This is a genomic window from uncultured Capnocytophaga sp. (assembly GCF_963525585.1).
Lineage (GTDB): Bacteria > Bacteroidota > Bacteroidia > Flavobacteriales > Flavobacteriaceae > Capnocytophaga.
In genome coordinates this window covers 1-16,563 of record NZ_CAURLX010000045.1, presented here as the reverse complement: position 1 = coordinate 16,563, position 16,563 = coordinate 1, and the positions used below count along the sequence as shown (strand labels likewise).

Sequence of the window (16,563 nt, the reverse complement as noted above, 5' to 3'; positions counted from 1 at the left end):
TTTTTATTGTAGAGGTGTATATAGAAGTGAAATTAGGATGATTTTGCTTTCTATGAGCAAAAGTTATGTTTGGGATTGTAGTGTTGGTTATTAAATCATAAAAAAGTTTGTTTCATTCATTTATTTTTATTAATTTTGCTCCCTGATTAGGAAGCCCTTGAATAAAAAAGGGTTTTCCATAAGAAAATCTTTAATAATTGACAGTTAATAATTAAATTTATTTGTAGTATGTTTCAAAAGTACTTTATTGAGGTTTTTACCAAAAACTTCGCTAATTTCAATGGGAGAGCCCGCAGAAAAGAGTATTGGATGTTCGTCCTTTTTAACACTCTTATCTACTATGGTCTTCTGGGAGTAGGTATGGCCCTAGGAGAAAATGGAGGGGCTATCTTTGGTATTGTTGCAATGCTTTATATACTTGCAAGCATAATTCCTAGCATTGCTGTAGCAGTACGTCGTATGCACGATGTAGGAAAAGATTGGTGGTATATTTTCATCCCTATCTACAGCCTAATCCTCTGTTGTACTGAAGGAGAACGCAGAGAAAACCAATATGGACCAGATCCTAAAGCTGGAGAGTAATCCATAGATATTTAAAATGTATTAATGAGTTAGTGGGGCATCTCTTACTAACTCATTTTCCTTTTGCCAATGATTGCTTTTGACCCTATCTATACACATCCTGTTCCCCAGAATCATCGCTTCCCAATGGAGAAGTATGCCCTCTTATATGAGGCTTTGTTATGGGAAGGGATTGTGGAACCTACTGATTTTTTCACTCCAGAACCAGCTTCTTTTGAGCAGCTTATACTGGCACATAGCCCTACCTATGTACGTCAGTTCCTCTCCTTGACTCTTCCTCAGCGTGAGGCGATTCGCATAGGCTTTCAGCAGAGTGAGCAACTAGTTCGTAGGGAGGTATCTCTAGTGGGAGGTACCCTACAAGGAGCTCAATATGCTCTGGAGAATGGCTGTGCTTTCAATATTGCAGGAGGTACCCATCACGCTTTTTCCAATAGGGGAGAGGGCTTCTGTATGCTGAATGATCAGGCTGTTGCTGCAGCTTACCTCCTTAAGCACCTTAGGATAAGCCCTATTCTAATCATTGACCTAGATGTACACCAAGGGAATGGTACGGCAGAGATATTTGCCCATACACCTGAAGTATTCACCTTCTCTATGCACGCTACCCATAACTATCCTTTTGAGAAAGAAACCTCCGATTGGGATATCCCTCTGCCTGATGATACAGGAGACGAGCGGTATCTCTCGGTACTAGACGAAGCACTGAGAACCTTATTTGATAGGGTACAACCTAGGTTTGTATTCTATCAGTCAGGGGTAGATGTTCTACAGAGTGATAAACTGGGTAGGCTCTCCTTGACACTAGAGGGATGTAAGCAGAGGGATACCCTTGTATATGAATATATACAACGTTATGGGCTACCTATACAGTGTAGTATGGGAGGGGGGTATTCTCCTAAAATAGACACGATTCTTAAGGCGCATACCAATACCTTTAGGGTATTTCTCTCATAAAAGGGATAGCCTACCTATCCCACACCAGTCATTAACAATTAGCAACAAATAATTATCTTCCTTTTAACCGCACAATCCCTTGACTTTTGTTGCTAAATATTGTATTTTTGCAAGAAAATAGCTTTTAGGGAATGAAATATTTGTTAAGTCTTTTTTCAGTAGTCAGAGGGTATAATATCCTGATGATTTGCTTAGCGCAGTATCTATCAGCTATTTTCATCCTTTCCAAGAAGCCTTTTAAGGAAGTTATCTTGGATGGAAATCTTTTTGCTTTGGTACTTTCTACAGCACTGGCAGTCGCAGGGGGGTATATTGTAAATGCTTTCTATGACAAGGAAAAGGATTTGATTAACCAGCCTATCCGCTCACAGCTAGTACATCTGGTAAGCCAGCGCACCCAGCTGATTTGTTATTTTCTCTTGAATTTTCTCTCAACAATGGTTGCCAGTTATGTTTCCTTTCGGGCGGTGTTGTTCTTCTCCATCTATATTTTTATGATGTGGTTCTACTCTCATAAGCTCAAGAAGATAGTATTGGTAGGCAATATTGTAGCAGGGATTTTGGCAATTATTCCTTTCTTTGCTATTTTTGTTTATTATCATAATTTCCAGAAGATTCTCTTCCTCCACGCAGCTTTCCTCTATTATCTGTTACTGGCTAAGGATTTTACTAAGGACTTACAGAATCTCAAGGGGGATTTTGCATTAGGCTATCATACTATTGCAACAGATTATGGCGAACGTAGTTCTAAGCAATTGATTTCTATTATTATAGCTCTCACACTCGTTTGTATCTATTTCCTAACGGCTTTTCCCGATACAGGAGGAATGAAATACTACTTTATTTTGGCAGGAATTCTCTTGGTGAGTGTATACCTACCAATTCTGTGGAAAAGCCAAACAGAGACGCATTATGCTTTCTTGAAGAATATCTTGAAAGTGATTATTGTTATAGGAGTTTGTTCTATTGCGTTGGTATAATTAGAAATGAAAATATTTCTTCAGGAAAAAGCCTAGTACAAAGAGTCCTGAGAAGAAGAGGAAAATCTCTCCTAAGAGGAGCCAGTTCAGGGGCTCACTGTGAGGAACATAGATGATCTGCCCACTGGCGGTACAGGTAAGCCCTAGGAGAGTTACAAAGACATTCATTAGCAGATGTACCTCTAGGCGTAATTCCTTTTCTGGTAATAGGCTTTTTAGTGCTCGAGAGCCTAACAAAATGATTCCAATTACCCCCATTCCATACCACCCAGCCAGATGGGTAAAGGAAGCGCCAGGGAAGGCAAAAATAGTTTGAGTAAGCCCATAGAAAAGGGTGGGGAAGAGTAGTACTCCAGGGAACCATTTCAGTATGTGGCTCCATCGGCTTTGTCTGCCTTGGTAAAAGTCTCTTAGGCTTACAAAGCAGAATACCATTCCTACAGCACTTTCTATGGTTACTAGTACAGCCATATCACTGAGCACCTTGGGGTCATTCACTAGGGCAGAAAGGGTTACTTGGGATTGCTCTGTAGCAAAGTCCAATACATTCCATAGGAAAGCCCCTACTCCAATAGTGAAAATAGCTACAGCTCCCCACTTCCAGAAGCTCAACTTCAACACAGAGTTCAGGAAGATAAATACTAATAATAAGCTCAATAAAATGTTCATTTCTAATTGTTTTTATACCTAAAATGCACTTCTATGGCTATTCCAAGTAAGCAACTGCTTCTCCTTCAAAACTTACTTCTATATGTTCCTGTAGGGAGGTAGAGAGGGACACTCCCTTGAAGTCTGCCTTAATAGGGTATTTCTTATGGTTACGATTCACCAGCACGGCTGTTTTGAGTTGCTTGAGAGGTACCTCTAGGAAATGCTTTACTCCATAGATTAGGGTTGCTCCTGAGCTAAGTACATCATCAACCAGCACAACGGATTGATCTTGGTAGTCAGCGACCTCTAGGGAGGTGGTTACAGGGGCAAGGACGTTGGTTTTATTTACTTTTACCTTACATAGGGTAACAGGGATAGGGCAACAGGCTTTGAGTTCCTCATAGAGCTTCTGAGCAAGCACATAGCCATTTCCCTCTATTCCAGCAAGGATAAAAGAATTTTGGTGAATATTAGCTTCGTAGATTTGGTAGGCCATTCTACGGATTTTATGTTGGATTTGTTCAGCGGTGAGAATAATGGTCATAATCAGTCATTTAAAAGGTCAGGGTCAGTTGCTTCATATTGTGTTAGGGCATCCAGTGCTCTACGGTCTTTCTTGGTGGGGCGTCCTTCGCCTTTGGCACGATAGTAAGCTTGTGCTTCTGCCTGCTGGGCAGCTTGCTCGAAAGCTTCATCAGGGGTGTGATCCTCACAGTAGAGCCCTACAAGCTTTGCGCCTACTCGAGAAGCAGGCATATCCAATACTGTAAGCTTATAGGAAATAGCTCCTTTGCGTACCTCTAGCTGGTCTTGTGCATAGACCTCCTTGGAAGCTTTGGCTATCTCTCCATTAATACGGATATGTCCTTTCTTACAAGCCTCTGTTGCTAGGTTTCGTGTTTTGTAATAACGCACACACCAAAGGTATTTGTCTATTCGCATTTTTTTTTGCAAAAATACAAGTTTTTTTCGTAACTTGCACCCAATTTCATAGATAAATTTTTACCTGATGACAAAGAAGTATATATGCCTTGTCGCACTGCTTTCTTTAGGAGTATTCTCCTGCCGAAAAAGTGATGATAATGGAGTGCAAATCCGTGAAATGGCGGAAGTTATCCCTGAGAATGACCGAGATATACAAGCCTACCTTCGCACGCACTTCTGCGAATTGGATGCTCAGAAGAATTTTATTCTCGATACCCTTGCAGGGGGAAATGCCTCCAAAACTGCTCTTTGGGAGCATCCTAACTTAAAGAGAAAAGTAATCAAAGCTCTGGATCGTCACGGTAATTACTATGATACTACAATGTATTACCTAATCCTTCAAGAAGGAAATGGTACCCAAGCAACAGTAGCTGATAGGTCTTTTGTCCTCTATAAGGGGCAGACACTTAAGGGGAAGGTGTTTGACCAAGCAATGACCTTGAGGACTAATACTTGGTTCGACCTCTTAGGGACTCAGGCGAATGCTTATCTGGGAGGGGCTATTATAGGGTTCCGTGAGGGAGTAGCCCTAATGAAGGACTCCTCAGATAGTGCTACAGAAGATACCTCTACAGGGATACTGACACCTCCTACCACAGGAGGAATGGGGATTTTCTTCCTTCCTTCTCCTATAGCATACTATACAGGAACTGTAGGGGTGCCTACTTATGCCCCCCTTATCTTCCAGATTAAGCTCCTCAAGACTCAAAAATATGACCACGATGGCGATGGAATCCCTTCTATAGATGAGATTATTCATCATTCAGATGGGACAATTACCTTTCCGGACTGTAATGGAAATAACAAAGCGGACTATCTTGATGCCAACCAATGCTCTTAGATAATGAAAAAACATCTCCCTAACCTTCTTACCCTCCTGAACCTCTTTTCGGGGATTATTGCTCTGAAATTCGCTCTTGAGCAGGAATTCCAATGGACTCTCTTGTGGATAGCTATAGGAATTACCTTTGATTTCTTTGACGGCTTTCTTGCTCGTGCCCTGAAGGTAACCTCTCCTTTAGGGCTCCAGTTGGATTCCCTTGCTGATATGGTTACCTCCGGTTTAGTTCCTGGTCAGGTGATGTATTGGCTTATCAGCTATGATGCAGCTCATTATGGTAGTCTGAGTCATTTCTATTTGCCTTTTGTAGGTTATCTGGTTACCTTAGCCTCTGCTTATCGCCTAGCTCGCTTTAATATAGATGCTCGGCAGGCACACGGATTTATAGGGCTTCCTACTCCTGCTAATGCCTTGCTTATCACCTCTATTGGAGTGATTGTCAATGAGGCTTCTTATATCTCAGCTTTACCCTTGTGGGCAACACTATCACTTACTGTGCTAAGTTGTTATCTGCTCAATAGTAATATACCACTCTTGGCACTGAAGTTTAAGGATTTCTCTTGGAAACATAATGCGATGAAGTATATTTACCTGCTTCTTTCGGTACTTTTGCTTCTTATCTTTAAGGTTACAGCATTGCCAATGATTATTTTGGCATATATTTTGCTATCTATTCTACAGAACCAACTAGAGAAGAAGAATCACTAGGAGGTGATAATAAAGATACTTAAATGAAAAAACAATTTTTATTCCTTGCACTTGGGATGACAGCCTTGCTTTCAGCTCAAGAAGCCGCTACTGTAGGTAAGCACTTACAGAATGAAGCTAAACTTTCTGATATCAATAAATTACGTATTCAGATAGAGGTAGATGGAGGGAGCCAAAGGCGTCCTGACCTTGACCAATACCGGAACTCTCCTCAACAATACCAATGGGAGATGCAGGCACCAGGTACTAGTGAAGTCTTTCTACGAATCCCAGAGAGAGGCTATTTTACCGTGTCGGTAGGAGCACAACAGATAAGTGGAGATACAGGAAAATTTCGCTTTTTTGACCTTCCTTCTAGGCCTCAACCTATAACCATATACCTCAATGGGTACCTTGTATACCGTTCTACCCTATATCCTCAGCCTAATAGCCGTACTGTGCTGGATTATTTTATAAGATATGGGCTCTATGAACTGGATACTTATCCTATACAAGAACAATGGTATGGGGTGCAGAACTGGAATGATTTGTGGAATAACCCCTATCGCGCTACCCCTCATCTTCCTGAGAATCCTAGTATGAGGGTAATGCCAGATGATGTATTTACTACTTTTTATAATGCTTATAGGAGGCTTTCCTTTGACTCCGAAAGGAATGAATACCTCCAAGCTCAACCCAAGGTAGCCTTTACCTGTGCTCAGATAAAACTATTGATTACTGAATTCAACTTTGATAAGGATAAATATCAGTGGGCAACGGCTCTCTACCCCCGTTGTGTAGATAAGGGGAATTACTTTACACTCTATGAAGTCTTTACTTTCGAACGTTATCGTAAAGACCTGATGAGGTTTATCTCTAAGCAGTAGGTATTATTACTTTGTTCTAAATCATAATCTTCTATAGTTAAGGGGGCTCAGAGTATAACCTGAGCTCCCATTTGAATCTAGGTTCTTTTTTTGCTTTTCAAAAGTATAACAAGGATACCTTATTTTTGCTTCTACAGATTCTTTAGCTAGTAATTTCCTAATAATTAATCAGTATTTAATCCTTAATAATCTTATGAAAGTATTTGATGAACTCAAAAAAGCAGAAATTGACAACAAAGATATAGAACAATTGGAAAAATTCTATGGAGAAGAGCGTTTTATTCGTGGAAGAGATGGTTTTATAGCTGTTGAAGATGAGGATTTTGAGGGAATGCAGGATTTTTTCAATGATTATACTCTTTTTAACGACCTGAGAGTAATCCTTACGGATGAAAATTCCAATTATTGGTGTGTGTTCGTCGGAGGAGCTCGTAAGGGAATGGTCTGCCATCTTGATCACGAGTTCCAAGACCAACAACAACCTCGCTTTAAGAGTATTAGCCGTTTGCTTGAGGTTATCGAGCAGCACGAGGAGGCTTATGACTTTGATGAGCTAAAAGACCTCCCCGAAAATGTATTTGATTTTCCATCTAGAACTCTAGAGGACTTTGAAGGAAGAAAGGAAATTATTAAACAGTTATACCAAGAGATTGACAACCTTGACACAGAAGATGAAAGCTATGATCAAAGTCGTTCTTCACGTATCTACTCTATTATAGTCCTTTCTATTGCCTCGGAGGTAGAGACTCATATAAAGCCTTTCCTTACCGATGAAGATGACTATGTAAGAGAGTTTGCTGAAACAGCTATGAAGTTCTGGAGAGGAAAATTAGAGACTTTTTAATTTTACTATTTTAGATACTTTATGAAATGGGTTACTTCTCAAGGGTTATTAATTCCTCTTTCAGGGGTTAAGGGGATTATTTACCTCTTTTTTCTATTTGGTTTCTGTGTAAGAGCCCAAGAGGTAGATTCCTATGAAGAGTTCAAAAATCTCAAAGGAAAGGTGCTCTCGGTGGAGGAGAATTACTATACTTCTTTGGAGCATTACCGCAATCGTACTTATGAAACAGCATACAAAACCCTCGAGATAGTAAAGCGCCGTATTACTTTCGATGAGAAAGGAAGAAAACTAACCTATGAGGAATATGATGCGCCTACACATTGTATGGTGAAGACTACTTTCCTGTATGATAAGCTATATCGTCTATCAGGCTATACTGAAATCTATGACACAGGGGAACTTCCTGAAAAAGAACGAGATCATTGTTGGTCTGTCATATATCAGTATGATCCAATGGACAATGACCCCAAGGCAAGAAAAACCTCTGCGCTGACCTATCAAGGGAATCTGCTTAAGGAACATAGTACTTATACCTATGATTCTTTAGGACAACTGACAGAAGAGAAGATTTCCTCTATACGACACAACCAAGGGAAAATATATGCTTCTACCACACATCTTACTTTTGTTTATAATAAAGAAGGGAAACTTACCTCCCTCAAGTGGGCAGCAATTCCTTCAGGAGACGTACAATACAGAGATGTCTTTGTCTATGATACTCAAGGAAAGATAAGTAAAAAAGAACATTGGTGGGACAATACTTCTTTTATAAAGTATTCGTATGAGTACAACGAGAAAGGAGACGTTGCGATAGAACACAAGAAAGAGGGCGATCTTTTAGAAAATCCAAAGGTAAAATGTAATAATTCTCATTTCTATACGTATAAGTATGACGAGCATCATAACTGGATTGAGAAAATAACTTCTGATAGTGAAGGCGTGTTCCTTGTTACGCAAAGGATTATTAAGTATTATTAGTATAGGGTATTTTGCTTGCTCCTTTTGAGTCTTTCTCTAGAAAATATCACGAGAAATTAACAGTTGGCAAGGGATAATTAACAAATGTCCGTTTGGTTATCTGGAAAAATAGTATTATCTTTGCCCTCTTGAAAAGAGTATGTATCAATTATTCAAATAACTCACTGAGTACCAGTTCTTAAATGTATTTTATGGACTGGAATTTGTTGTGTATTGAGCCTATTTTTTTCAGAAAACAATCATTAATGAATTAATAATTATACTAGATGGCTGCCAGAATCAATTTTGCTTCTACTAAGCACGTGCCTGATTATCCTGATTTTTTGGATATTCAGGTGAAGTCCTTTCAAGATTTCTTCCAGATAGATACCAAGTCCGATGCCAGAAGTAATGAAGGGCTTTATAGCACTTTTAAAGAAAACTTCCCTATTTCGGATACCCGCAACCAGTTTGTTCTTGAATTTCTTGATTATTTTGTGGATCCTCCTCGCTATGGAGTGGAGGAATGTATTGAGCGTGGGCTCACTTACAGTGTTCCGCTTAAGGCGCGCTTGAAGCTCTATTGTACAGATCCTGAGCACGAGGATTTTGAAACCATTGTGCAGGATGTGTATCTGGGTACTATCCCTTATATGACCGGTAGCGGTACCTTTATCATCAATGGGGCAGAACGAGTAATTGTTTCTCAGTTACACCGTTCGCCAGGGGTTTTCTTCGGGCAGTCTTTCCACGCCAATGGTACCAAGCTCTATTCGGCTCGTATCATTCCTTTCAAGGGTTCTTGGATTGAATTCACTACCGATATTAACAATGTAATGTATGCTTACATTGACCGTAAGAAGAAACTTCCTGTAACCACTCTTTTCCGTGCTATTGGTTTTGAGCGTGATAAGGATATTCTTGAAATATTTGACCTAGCAGAGGAGGTAAAAGTTTCCAAAACAGGGCTTAAAAAGTACCTTGGGCGTCGTCTTGCGGCTCGTGTGCTTAATACTTGGCACGAGGATTTCGTAGATGAGGATACAGGAGAGGTAGTTTCTATAGAACGTAATGAGATTATTCTTGACCGTGATACTGTTCTTGAGAAGGAGCATATTGACCAAATTGTGGAAGCCAATGTGAAGACAATTCTTCTTCATAAGGAAGAGGAGCGTGCTGTAGATTATAACATTATCCACAATACCCTTCAGAAAGACCCTACCAACTCTGAAAAAGAAGCAGTAGAACATATCTATCGTCAGCTTCGTAATGCAGAACCACCCGATGAGGAAACAGCTCGAGACATTATTGATAAGCTTTTCTTCTCGGATCAGCGTTATAACCTTGGAGATGTAGGGCGTTATCGTATGAATAAAAAATTAGGGCTTGATATCAATATGGATAAGCAAGTCCTAACCAAAGAGGATATTATCACGATTGTTAAATATCTTATTGAGTTAATTAACTCTAAGGCGGAAGTGGATGATATTGACCACCTTTCTAACCGACGTGTACGTACTGTAGGTGAGCAGCTTTCAGCTCAGTTTGGAGTGGGACTTTCTCGTATGGCTCGTACCATCCGTGAGCGTATGAATGTACGTGATAATGAGGTGTTTACTCCAATGGATTTGATTAATGCTAAGACACTTTCTTCGGTAATCAACTCTTTCTTTGGAACCAGCCAGCTTTCTCAGTTTATGGATCAAACCAATCCATTAGCCGAGATTACCCACAAGCGTCGTCTTTCAGCACTAGGACCTGGAGGTCTTTCTCGTGAGCGTGCCGGATTCGAGGTGCGTGACGTTCACTATACTCACTATGGGCGTCTTTGTCCTATTGAAACTCCTGAAGGACCTAATATCGGGCTTATTTCTTCCTTGGCGGTATATGCTAAGGTAAATAATATGGGATTCATTGAAACCCCTTACCGAAAGGTAGAAAATGGAAAAGTAAAGCTTGATGAGCTTATCTATATGAGTGCTGAGGAGGAAGAAGGACTTAAGATTCCTCAAGCTAATATTAATGTAGATGAACAAGGAAATATCCTTGACGAACGCCTTGTTGTGAAAGAAGATGGAGACTTCCCTGTAATTACTCGTGAGGAAGTAGATTATATAGATGTGGCTCCTAACCAGATTGCTTCTATTTCGGCTTCCTTGATTCCTTTCCTAGAGCACGATGATGCGAACCGTGCTTTGATGGGATCCAATATGATGCGTCAGGCAGTACCCCTCTTGCGTCCTGAAGCTCCTATTGTAGGAACAGGGCTTGAGCAACGTGTAGCTACAGACTCCCGTGTACTGATGAATGCAGAACGTGAAGGAACAGTAACCTACGTAGATGCTGATAAAATTGTAATTAAGTATGATCGTACTGAGGACGAAATCCTTGTGTCCTTTGATGATGAACTTACTACTTATAACCTTATTAAGTTCCGCCGTACCAACCAAGGAACTTGTATCAACCTCAAACCTATCGTACGTAAAGGAGACCGTGTACGCAAAGGACAAGTACTCTGTGAAGGGTATGCTACTCAGAATGGTGAGCTTGCTTTAGGGCGTAATATGAAGGTAGCTTTTATGCCTTGGAAAGGGTATAACTTTGAGGATGCGATTGTAATCTCTGAACGAGTAATCCGTGAAGATATATTCACTTCTATCCATATTGATGAATATACATTGGACGTACGTGATACCAAACTTGGAGAAGAGGAACTTACCAATGATATTCCTAATGTCTCTGAGGACGCTACTAAAGACCTTGATGAGAACGGAATTGTTCGTATAGGGGCTAATATCAAGCCAGGGGATATTCTTATCGGGAAAGTAACTCCTAAAGGAGAATCAGACCCTACCCCAGAAGAGAAACTTCTTCGTGCTATCTTCGGAGATAAAGCAGGAGACGTGAAAGATGCTTCCTTAAAAGCTTCTCCTTCATTGGAAGGGGTAGTTATCGGCAAGAAGCTTTTCGCTCGTGCGGTAAAAACGCGCCAAAAACGCGCTAAAGAAAAAGACGAAATGGCTGCCCTAGACGCTGCTTTCAATGCTAAAGCAGAAGCCCTTAAGGATCGCCTTCTTGATAAATTGTTCTCCTTAGTCAATGGAAAAACATCTCAAGGGGTATTCAATGACCTTGGTGAGGAAATCATTGCTAAAGGAAAAAAACATACCCAGAAAGGACTCCGTGAGATTGAGGACTATACACATCTTATTCCAGGAGGATGGACTACTGATGACCATACCAATGAACTGGTAAATGACTTGATTCATAACTATAAAATTAAGCTGAACGACCTACAAGGAATGCTCCGTAGGGATAAGTTTACCCTATCTGTAGGGGACGAACTCCCAGCAGGTATTATGAAGTTGGCTAAGATATATATCGCTAAGAAACGTAAGCTTAAAGTAGGGGATAAGATGGCAGGACGCCACGGTAATAAGGGGATTGTTGCCCGTATCGTTCGTGATGAGGATATGCCATTCCTTGAAGATGGAACTCCAGTAGATATTGTACTGAACCCTCTAGGGGTGCCTTCTCGTATGAACATCGGACAGATATACGAAACGGTACTTGGATGGGCAGGACAAAAGCTAGACTTGAAGTTTGCAACTCCTATCTTTGATGGAGCATCTCTAGAACAAATTACAGAATATACAGATAAGGCAGGCGTACCCGCCTTCGGACATACTTACCTTTATGATGGAGGAACTGGAGAGCGTTTCGACCAGAAAGCTACTGTAGGAGTTATCTATATGATCAAGCTTGGACATATGATTGATGATAAGATGCACGCTCGTTCTATCGGTCCTTACTCACTTATCACACAGCAACCACTTGGTGGTAAGGCTCAGTTCGGAGGACAACGTTTCGGAGAGATGGAGGTATGGGCTCTTGAGGCTTATGGAGCTTCTAGCACCCTACGAGAAATCCTTACTGTGAAGTCCGATGATGTTATTGGTCGTGCTCGTACCTATGAAGCTATTGTTCACGGGGACGTAATGCCTGAACCAGGATTACCTGAATCCTTTAATGTACTTATGCACGAGCTCAAAGGACTCGGATTGGATATTCGCTTGGAAGAGTAGATACAATAAATTTGCATAATATTTAATTTTGTAAAAGAAAGGGATTACTTCAGTAGTCTCTTTCTTTTTATTTTTCTTGTTTTTTACCTTAAAATATTGTATTTTTGCACAGTTATATGTCGCTTATAAAAGCTAAATAAACGATGTTATCTAGAAGACTTCTTTAATTCGGAAAAATGACCTATTCTATACTCAAATCCCTTCATATTATATTTGTAGTGAGCTATTTTGCTGGTATTTTCTATATGGTACGTCTTTTTATCTACCATACAGAAGCTTTAGCTAAAGATGAACCAGAGAGAAGCCTTTTACATAAGCAATTTTGCTTTATGGAAGAACGTCTTTGGAATATCATCACTGTGCCGGCTCTGTGTATTATGTCTGTTACAGGAATATATCTGCTTTATAGTACAGGATGGGCATATCTTACCCAAGGCTGGATGCATATTAAGCTTACAGGAGTCATTCTTTTGCTGGCATATCATTATTGGTCGTGGCGGATGATCAAAGCTCTACAGCGGGAACAAACCCCTTATAGCTCCTTACGCCTGAGAATGATGAATGAGGTGGCCACGCTCTTACTCTTTGCTATTGTCTTCGCGGTCGTTCTTAAGGATTTTTTCTTAAGATATTGGTGGGCAACCCTGATTTCATTTGTTGCGATGGGGGTACTTATTATGTTGGTGGTCAAAATCGTTAATAGAATCAAGAGATAAATATAAATGGATTGAAAATAAGATAGTTAGGTTAAAAAATAAATTTATATAGGCACGAGCAGAATGCTCGTGCTTTATTTTTCTAGGATAAAGTTTTTCGTATTTCTATGATAAAATAGAAGCTATTTAACAGTTAATAACACTATAAATTCTTCTGATGGTAGGATTTCTTACAAAGAATAAAAAATAAAGCTTTTGTGCTGATGAAAATCTTATTTTTTTTTGTTGATTATATAAATATTTTTGTACATTTGCCCTGTTTTTAGAAACAGTTATTTGTAAAAATAAAAAAACAAGATAAATAATTATTTTATGAGAAGAAAAATTTTCATAGGTCTTTTCGCTATTATATTGGGGACAAATGTATCCGCACAAGTTAAGGATATTAGTTTTGCTATTGCCCCTACAGCAGAATATGTATGGTGGAATAAAAAGTCAGCCATTGAGAATGGCTTTATGGCTGGAGGGTATGTAGGTTTTGGCTTTGGTAGAAACCTAGAATTACTGGGTTCATATAGCCAATCATTAGGTTTGAAATCAACTATTGATGGTTTCTCGGCACCAGATAACATAAAGAACGCGTTTGTCTCTACAGATGTAGATGCTCGCCGTTGGGGAGGAGAACTCAAAGGGAATATACCGATGGCTTACTCTTTTCAACCTTATATTACCTTAGGTTCAGGGATTCAAACGATAAAAGCAAATGAAGTAGGGCAAGATGCGGTTTATTTCACATTTGGTTTAGGAGCTAAATTCAATTTGGCAAGACGACTTACCCTTAATGTACAAGCAAAAGGTTCTCGTTTTAACTTAGATGCTTCTAATATTCTTCATAAAACTTCAGAGCCTAGAACAAGTACTTACAATCAGTGGATAACCAATAATGTTTCTGATAAAAATATGTTCAATTGGTCTGTTGGGGCTGGCTTACAATTGTATTTGGGAGGGCGTAATCCTAATGAACTTACTGAGCTAGACCATTCTTATACCAATCTTAAAAGCTTCAAATTTGTCCTAGCTCCATCACTTGGATATATTAATTTTGATAACGATAATAACTTCCGTAATGCTTATTTAGCAGGTGCTTCATTAGGTTTTGACTTTACAGAATACATAGGAATAAGAGGGTTCTATTATCAAGCAATGAATGATGAAAAAATATCTTCAAGCTTTGACAAACTTTCATTGTATGGAGCAGATTTCTCAGCTCGTCTTAATGTTTCTAACGGAGTAGTTCCTTACATTACCGTTGGGGGAGGATATCTTAAGGCTGGTAATGGTTACCAAGGAAAAGTGGCTACTGTTGAGAATGAATCTGGTATTTTTGCAAAAGGAGGCGTTGGTTTAGCGATTCCTCTAGGCAAGCATTTAGAGTTGTTCGGTGCAGCTAATATGTTATATACAACAAATAATGAAAATGCCACTAATGCTTTGAAATCACCTGATAAGTTACAAACCAATATCCTCTATAATGCAGGGATTCGTATTAAGTTTGCAAAAGAAAACGAAAAGTATACTTACCAAGACCTAGTTAGCCAACTTCACACTCCAGAAACTAATAATGTAACTGAGCAAACAAAGGTTCAAACTACTACAAAAGTAGCTCCAGTATCTCAAAAACAAAAAGATATAGACTATTATAATACTCAAATTGCAACTGTTGAGAAACAAATACAAAATGCTTACCGTCAAAATGATATAAATAACGCTTCTTTATTACTAAAAGAGAAGAAAAAATGGGAAGAATTGCGTAATAATTATGTTGCTGAGAATATTCCTTACCCTACCGAGAATCAAGCGCACTTGGTGAGAATGACCCCAGAGCAATTACAAACATTAATCTCTGAAGTGGTTAATAAAATAGAAGAAGGAGAGGGTAAGACACCAGACCAACGTATTGATAGACTTGAAAAATTGTTGTTAGAGCTTAAAAATAATGATAAGACGATAGAAGAACAACAAAAAATAAATCAATCTATCCTTGAAGCTGTCAAGAATTTGGAAGAAAAAGTTGAGAAAACAAATATCATAGTCCCTACAACACAAAGGACAAATACAACAATAAATAGGAAAAAATAAAAAGCCCAATAATATGAATCATATTCTAAAAAAGGGGATTTTATTCATATTAGCGTTTGTTCCAAGTATTATTTATGCTCAAGAGAAGCTATATGAGCCACAAAAAGAGATTGTTCTTTCCAAGGAGGAACTACAATTACTCTTGCAAAAGGTCGCAGAAGCTAAAATGAGAAAAATAAGGTCGGAAAAACTGGCTGATTTGCATAAATCTCAACAAAAAAAGGCTGTTTCTAATATATATAACTCCAATGAGGTAAAGAACTTTTACTATTTAGCTCAAAATACAGACTCAACATATACAGATATAGAGCAAGTAAATAGAAAACTAGATATCTTATTGGCTTATATGATGAAGAAAGACAGTATCTCGGTTATTCACCTGACGGATACGGTAAAGTATGTGGCTAATAACAAACCTAATTCGGGAAAATATACAGCTAGTAATCCTAATACAGCAAAGATTGCGGCTAATAACAAACCCAATACGGTAGAGCAGACTGCTAATAATCCTAATATGACAAAGAATGTGGCTAATAATGCACCTAATAAGGATGCTTTGCTACAAAAGCAGTTAGACGCAATAGCTAAGTCTATAGCAGATTTAAGTAATCAACAAAAAATATTAGCGGCAGCAGTGGTTCCATTGGCTACCTTGAATAATAAGGGAAAACTTAACGAAATCCAACAGAGTGTAGATTCTTTATTGTTGGTTTCTAAGAAACAAGCGGAAAATAATGTACAAAGCCATAAAGAACCCACAATTGCTGTGCGAAATATAAAAGAACAGGACTCCAAGGGAAGTAATACGGTTATCTCTGAAGAAAGAAGGCGTACATTAGAAGATTTGTTGGCTAAATATGGGCATAAAAAGACCCCTATCTACTTTGCTAATAATGCCTATACCCCTTTATCACTCGATACACAGGCTATTGAACAAATAGTGGCGATGCTTCGAGATAATCCAGAGCTATCTATCCTATTGGAGGGATATGCGAGCAATGTAGGTTCCTTAGAATACAATAACCATTTGTCAATGAGGCGTTCGGAAAGTGTCGCTCACCTACTTCAAAAGCAGGGAATAGCATTACAACGAATACTTACCGCTTTTAGAGGAATAGATAATTCAGTTGATAAAGAAAAAGCTCGAAGAGTAGATATATCCGTTATAATACGTTGATAAAAATAAGGATTGAGTATATCAATCCTTATTTTTTATAACAAACGTGTTTAAACTTTTTTTGAGGAACTTGGATATAAACCCTAATAAGAGCATTCCAATCCAAGTTATATCAAGAAAATAAACATCTGGTTGC

The 16,563-nt window shown here is 39.0% G+C and carries 15 protein-coding genes; 12 read left to right on the top strand and 3 right to left on the bottom strand.

Annotation, left to right across the window (positions count from 1 at the left end; genetic code table 11):
• Positions 1 to 228 precede the first annotated feature (228 nt).
• From RYK20_RS09345 to RYK20_RS09335, 3 genes are all read left to right on the top strand, one after another.
• The gene (locus RYK20_RS09345) at positions 229 to 582 is read left to right on the top strand and encodes a DUF805 domain-containing protein (RefSeq protein ID WP_314895215.1); all 354 of its coding nucleotides are present in this window, start codon (positions 229 to 231) and stop codon (positions 580 to 582) included.
• 69 nt (positions 583 to 651) lie between these two features.
• Positions 652 to 1,539, top strand: coding sequence for a histone deacetylase (locus RYK20_RS09340; protein WP_314895214.1), 888 nt, complete (start codon positions 652 to 654; stop codon positions 1,537 to 1,539).
• Between the two features lie 131 nt (positions 1,540 to 1,670).
• A complete protein-coding gene (locus tag RYK20_RS09335) occupies positions 1,671 to 2,519 on the top strand; it encodes a geranylgeranylglycerol-phosphate geranylgeranyltransferase (protein ID WP_314895213.1) in 849 nt (282 codons plus the stop codon).
• On the opposite strand, the gene RYK20_RS09330 is transcribed toward RYK20_RS09335, so the two are convergent.
• From RYK20_RS09330 to RYK20_RS09320, 3 genes are read right to left on the bottom strand one after another with little or no spacing between them, the layout of a single operon-like run.
• Positions 2,520 to 3,182: a hypothetical protein gene (locus RYK20_RS09330; protein ID WP_297978226.1), complete on the bottom strand. Its 663-nt coding sequence runs from the start codon at positions 3,180 to 3,182 to the stop codon at positions 2,520 to 2,522.
• A gap of 43 nt (positions 3,183 to 3,225) precedes the next feature.
• Complete coding sequence (locus RYK20_RS09325) at positions 3,226 to 3,714, bottom strand: phosphoribosyltransferase family protein (protein WP_314603414.1); 489 nt, start codon at positions 3,712 to 3,714, stop codon at positions 3,226 to 3,228.
• 2 nt (positions 3,715 to 3,716) lie between these two features.
• Complete coding sequence (locus tag RYK20_RS09320; RefSeq protein ID WP_297978218.1) at positions 3,717 to 4,112, bottom strand: RNA-binding S4 domain-containing protein; 396 nt, start codon at positions 4,110 to 4,112, stop codon at positions 3,717 to 3,719.
• 67 nt (positions 4,113 to 4,179) lie between these two features.
• On the opposite strand from RYK20_RS09320, the gene RYK20_RS09315 reads away from it, so the two are divergent.
• The 9 genes from RYK20_RS09315 to RYK20_RS09275 all read left to right on the top strand — a co-directional run bounded on the left by RYK20_RS09315 (position 4,180) and on the right by RYK20_RS09275 (position 16,427).
• Positions 4,180 to 4,995: a hypothetical protein gene (locus tag RYK20_RS09315; RefSeq protein ID WP_314895212.1), complete on the top strand. Its 816-nt coding sequence runs from the start codon at positions 4,180 to 4,182 to the stop codon at positions 4,993 to 4,995.
• Between the two features lie 3 nt (positions 4,996 to 4,998).
• Positions 4,999 to 5,703 (top strand): phosphatidylcholine/phosphatidylserine synthase, encoded by a 705-nt coding sequence (locus RYK20_RS09310; protein ID WP_297978220.1) that lies wholly within the window; start codon positions 4,999 to 5,001, stop codon positions 5,701 to 5,703.
• 23 nt (positions 5,704 to 5,726) lie between these two features.
• On the top strand, positions 5,727 to 6,569 hold the full coding sequence (locus RYK20_RS09305; RefSeq protein WP_297978221.1) for a DUF4476 domain-containing protein: 843 nt from the start codon (positions 5,727 to 5,729) through the stop codon (positions 6,567 to 6,569).
• Between the two features lie 193 nt (positions 6,570 to 6,762).
• Positions 6,763 to 7,413, top strand: coding sequence for a hypothetical protein (locus RYK20_RS09300; protein ID WP_314895211.1), 651 nt, complete (start codon positions 6,763 to 6,765; stop codon positions 7,411 to 7,413).
• Between the two features lie 21 nt (positions 7,414 to 7,434).
• Positions 7,435 to 8,391, top strand: coding sequence for a hypothetical protein (locus tag RYK20_RS09295; protein WP_314895210.1), 957 nt, complete (start codon positions 7,435 to 7,437; stop codon positions 8,389 to 8,391).
• 266 nt (positions 8,392 to 8,657) lie between these two features.
• A complete protein-coding gene (gene rpoB, locus RYK20_RS09290; RefSeq protein ID WP_314603419.1) occupies positions 8,658 to 12,455 on the top strand; it encodes a DNA-directed RNA polymerase subunit beta in 3,798 nt (1,265 codons plus the stop codon).
• Between the two features lie 176 nt (positions 12,456 to 12,631).
• Entirely contained in the window at positions 12,632 to 13,171 is a 540-nt protein-coding gene (locus RYK20_RS09285; RefSeq protein WP_297978225.1) for a CopD family protein, read from the top strand.
• Between the two features lie 312 nt (positions 13,172 to 13,483).
• Complete coding sequence (locus RYK20_RS09280; RefSeq protein WP_314895209.1) at positions 13,484 to 15,250, top strand: outer membrane beta-barrel protein; 1,767 nt, start codon at positions 13,484 to 13,486, stop codon at positions 15,248 to 15,250.
• Between the two features lie 13 nt (positions 15,251 to 15,263).
• A complete protein-coding gene (locus RYK20_RS09275; protein ID WP_311455704.1) occupies positions 15,264 to 16,427 on the top strand; it encodes an OmpA family protein in 1,164 nt (387 codons plus the stop codon).
• The last annotated feature ends 136 nt before the right edge of the window (positions 16,428 to 16,563 follow it).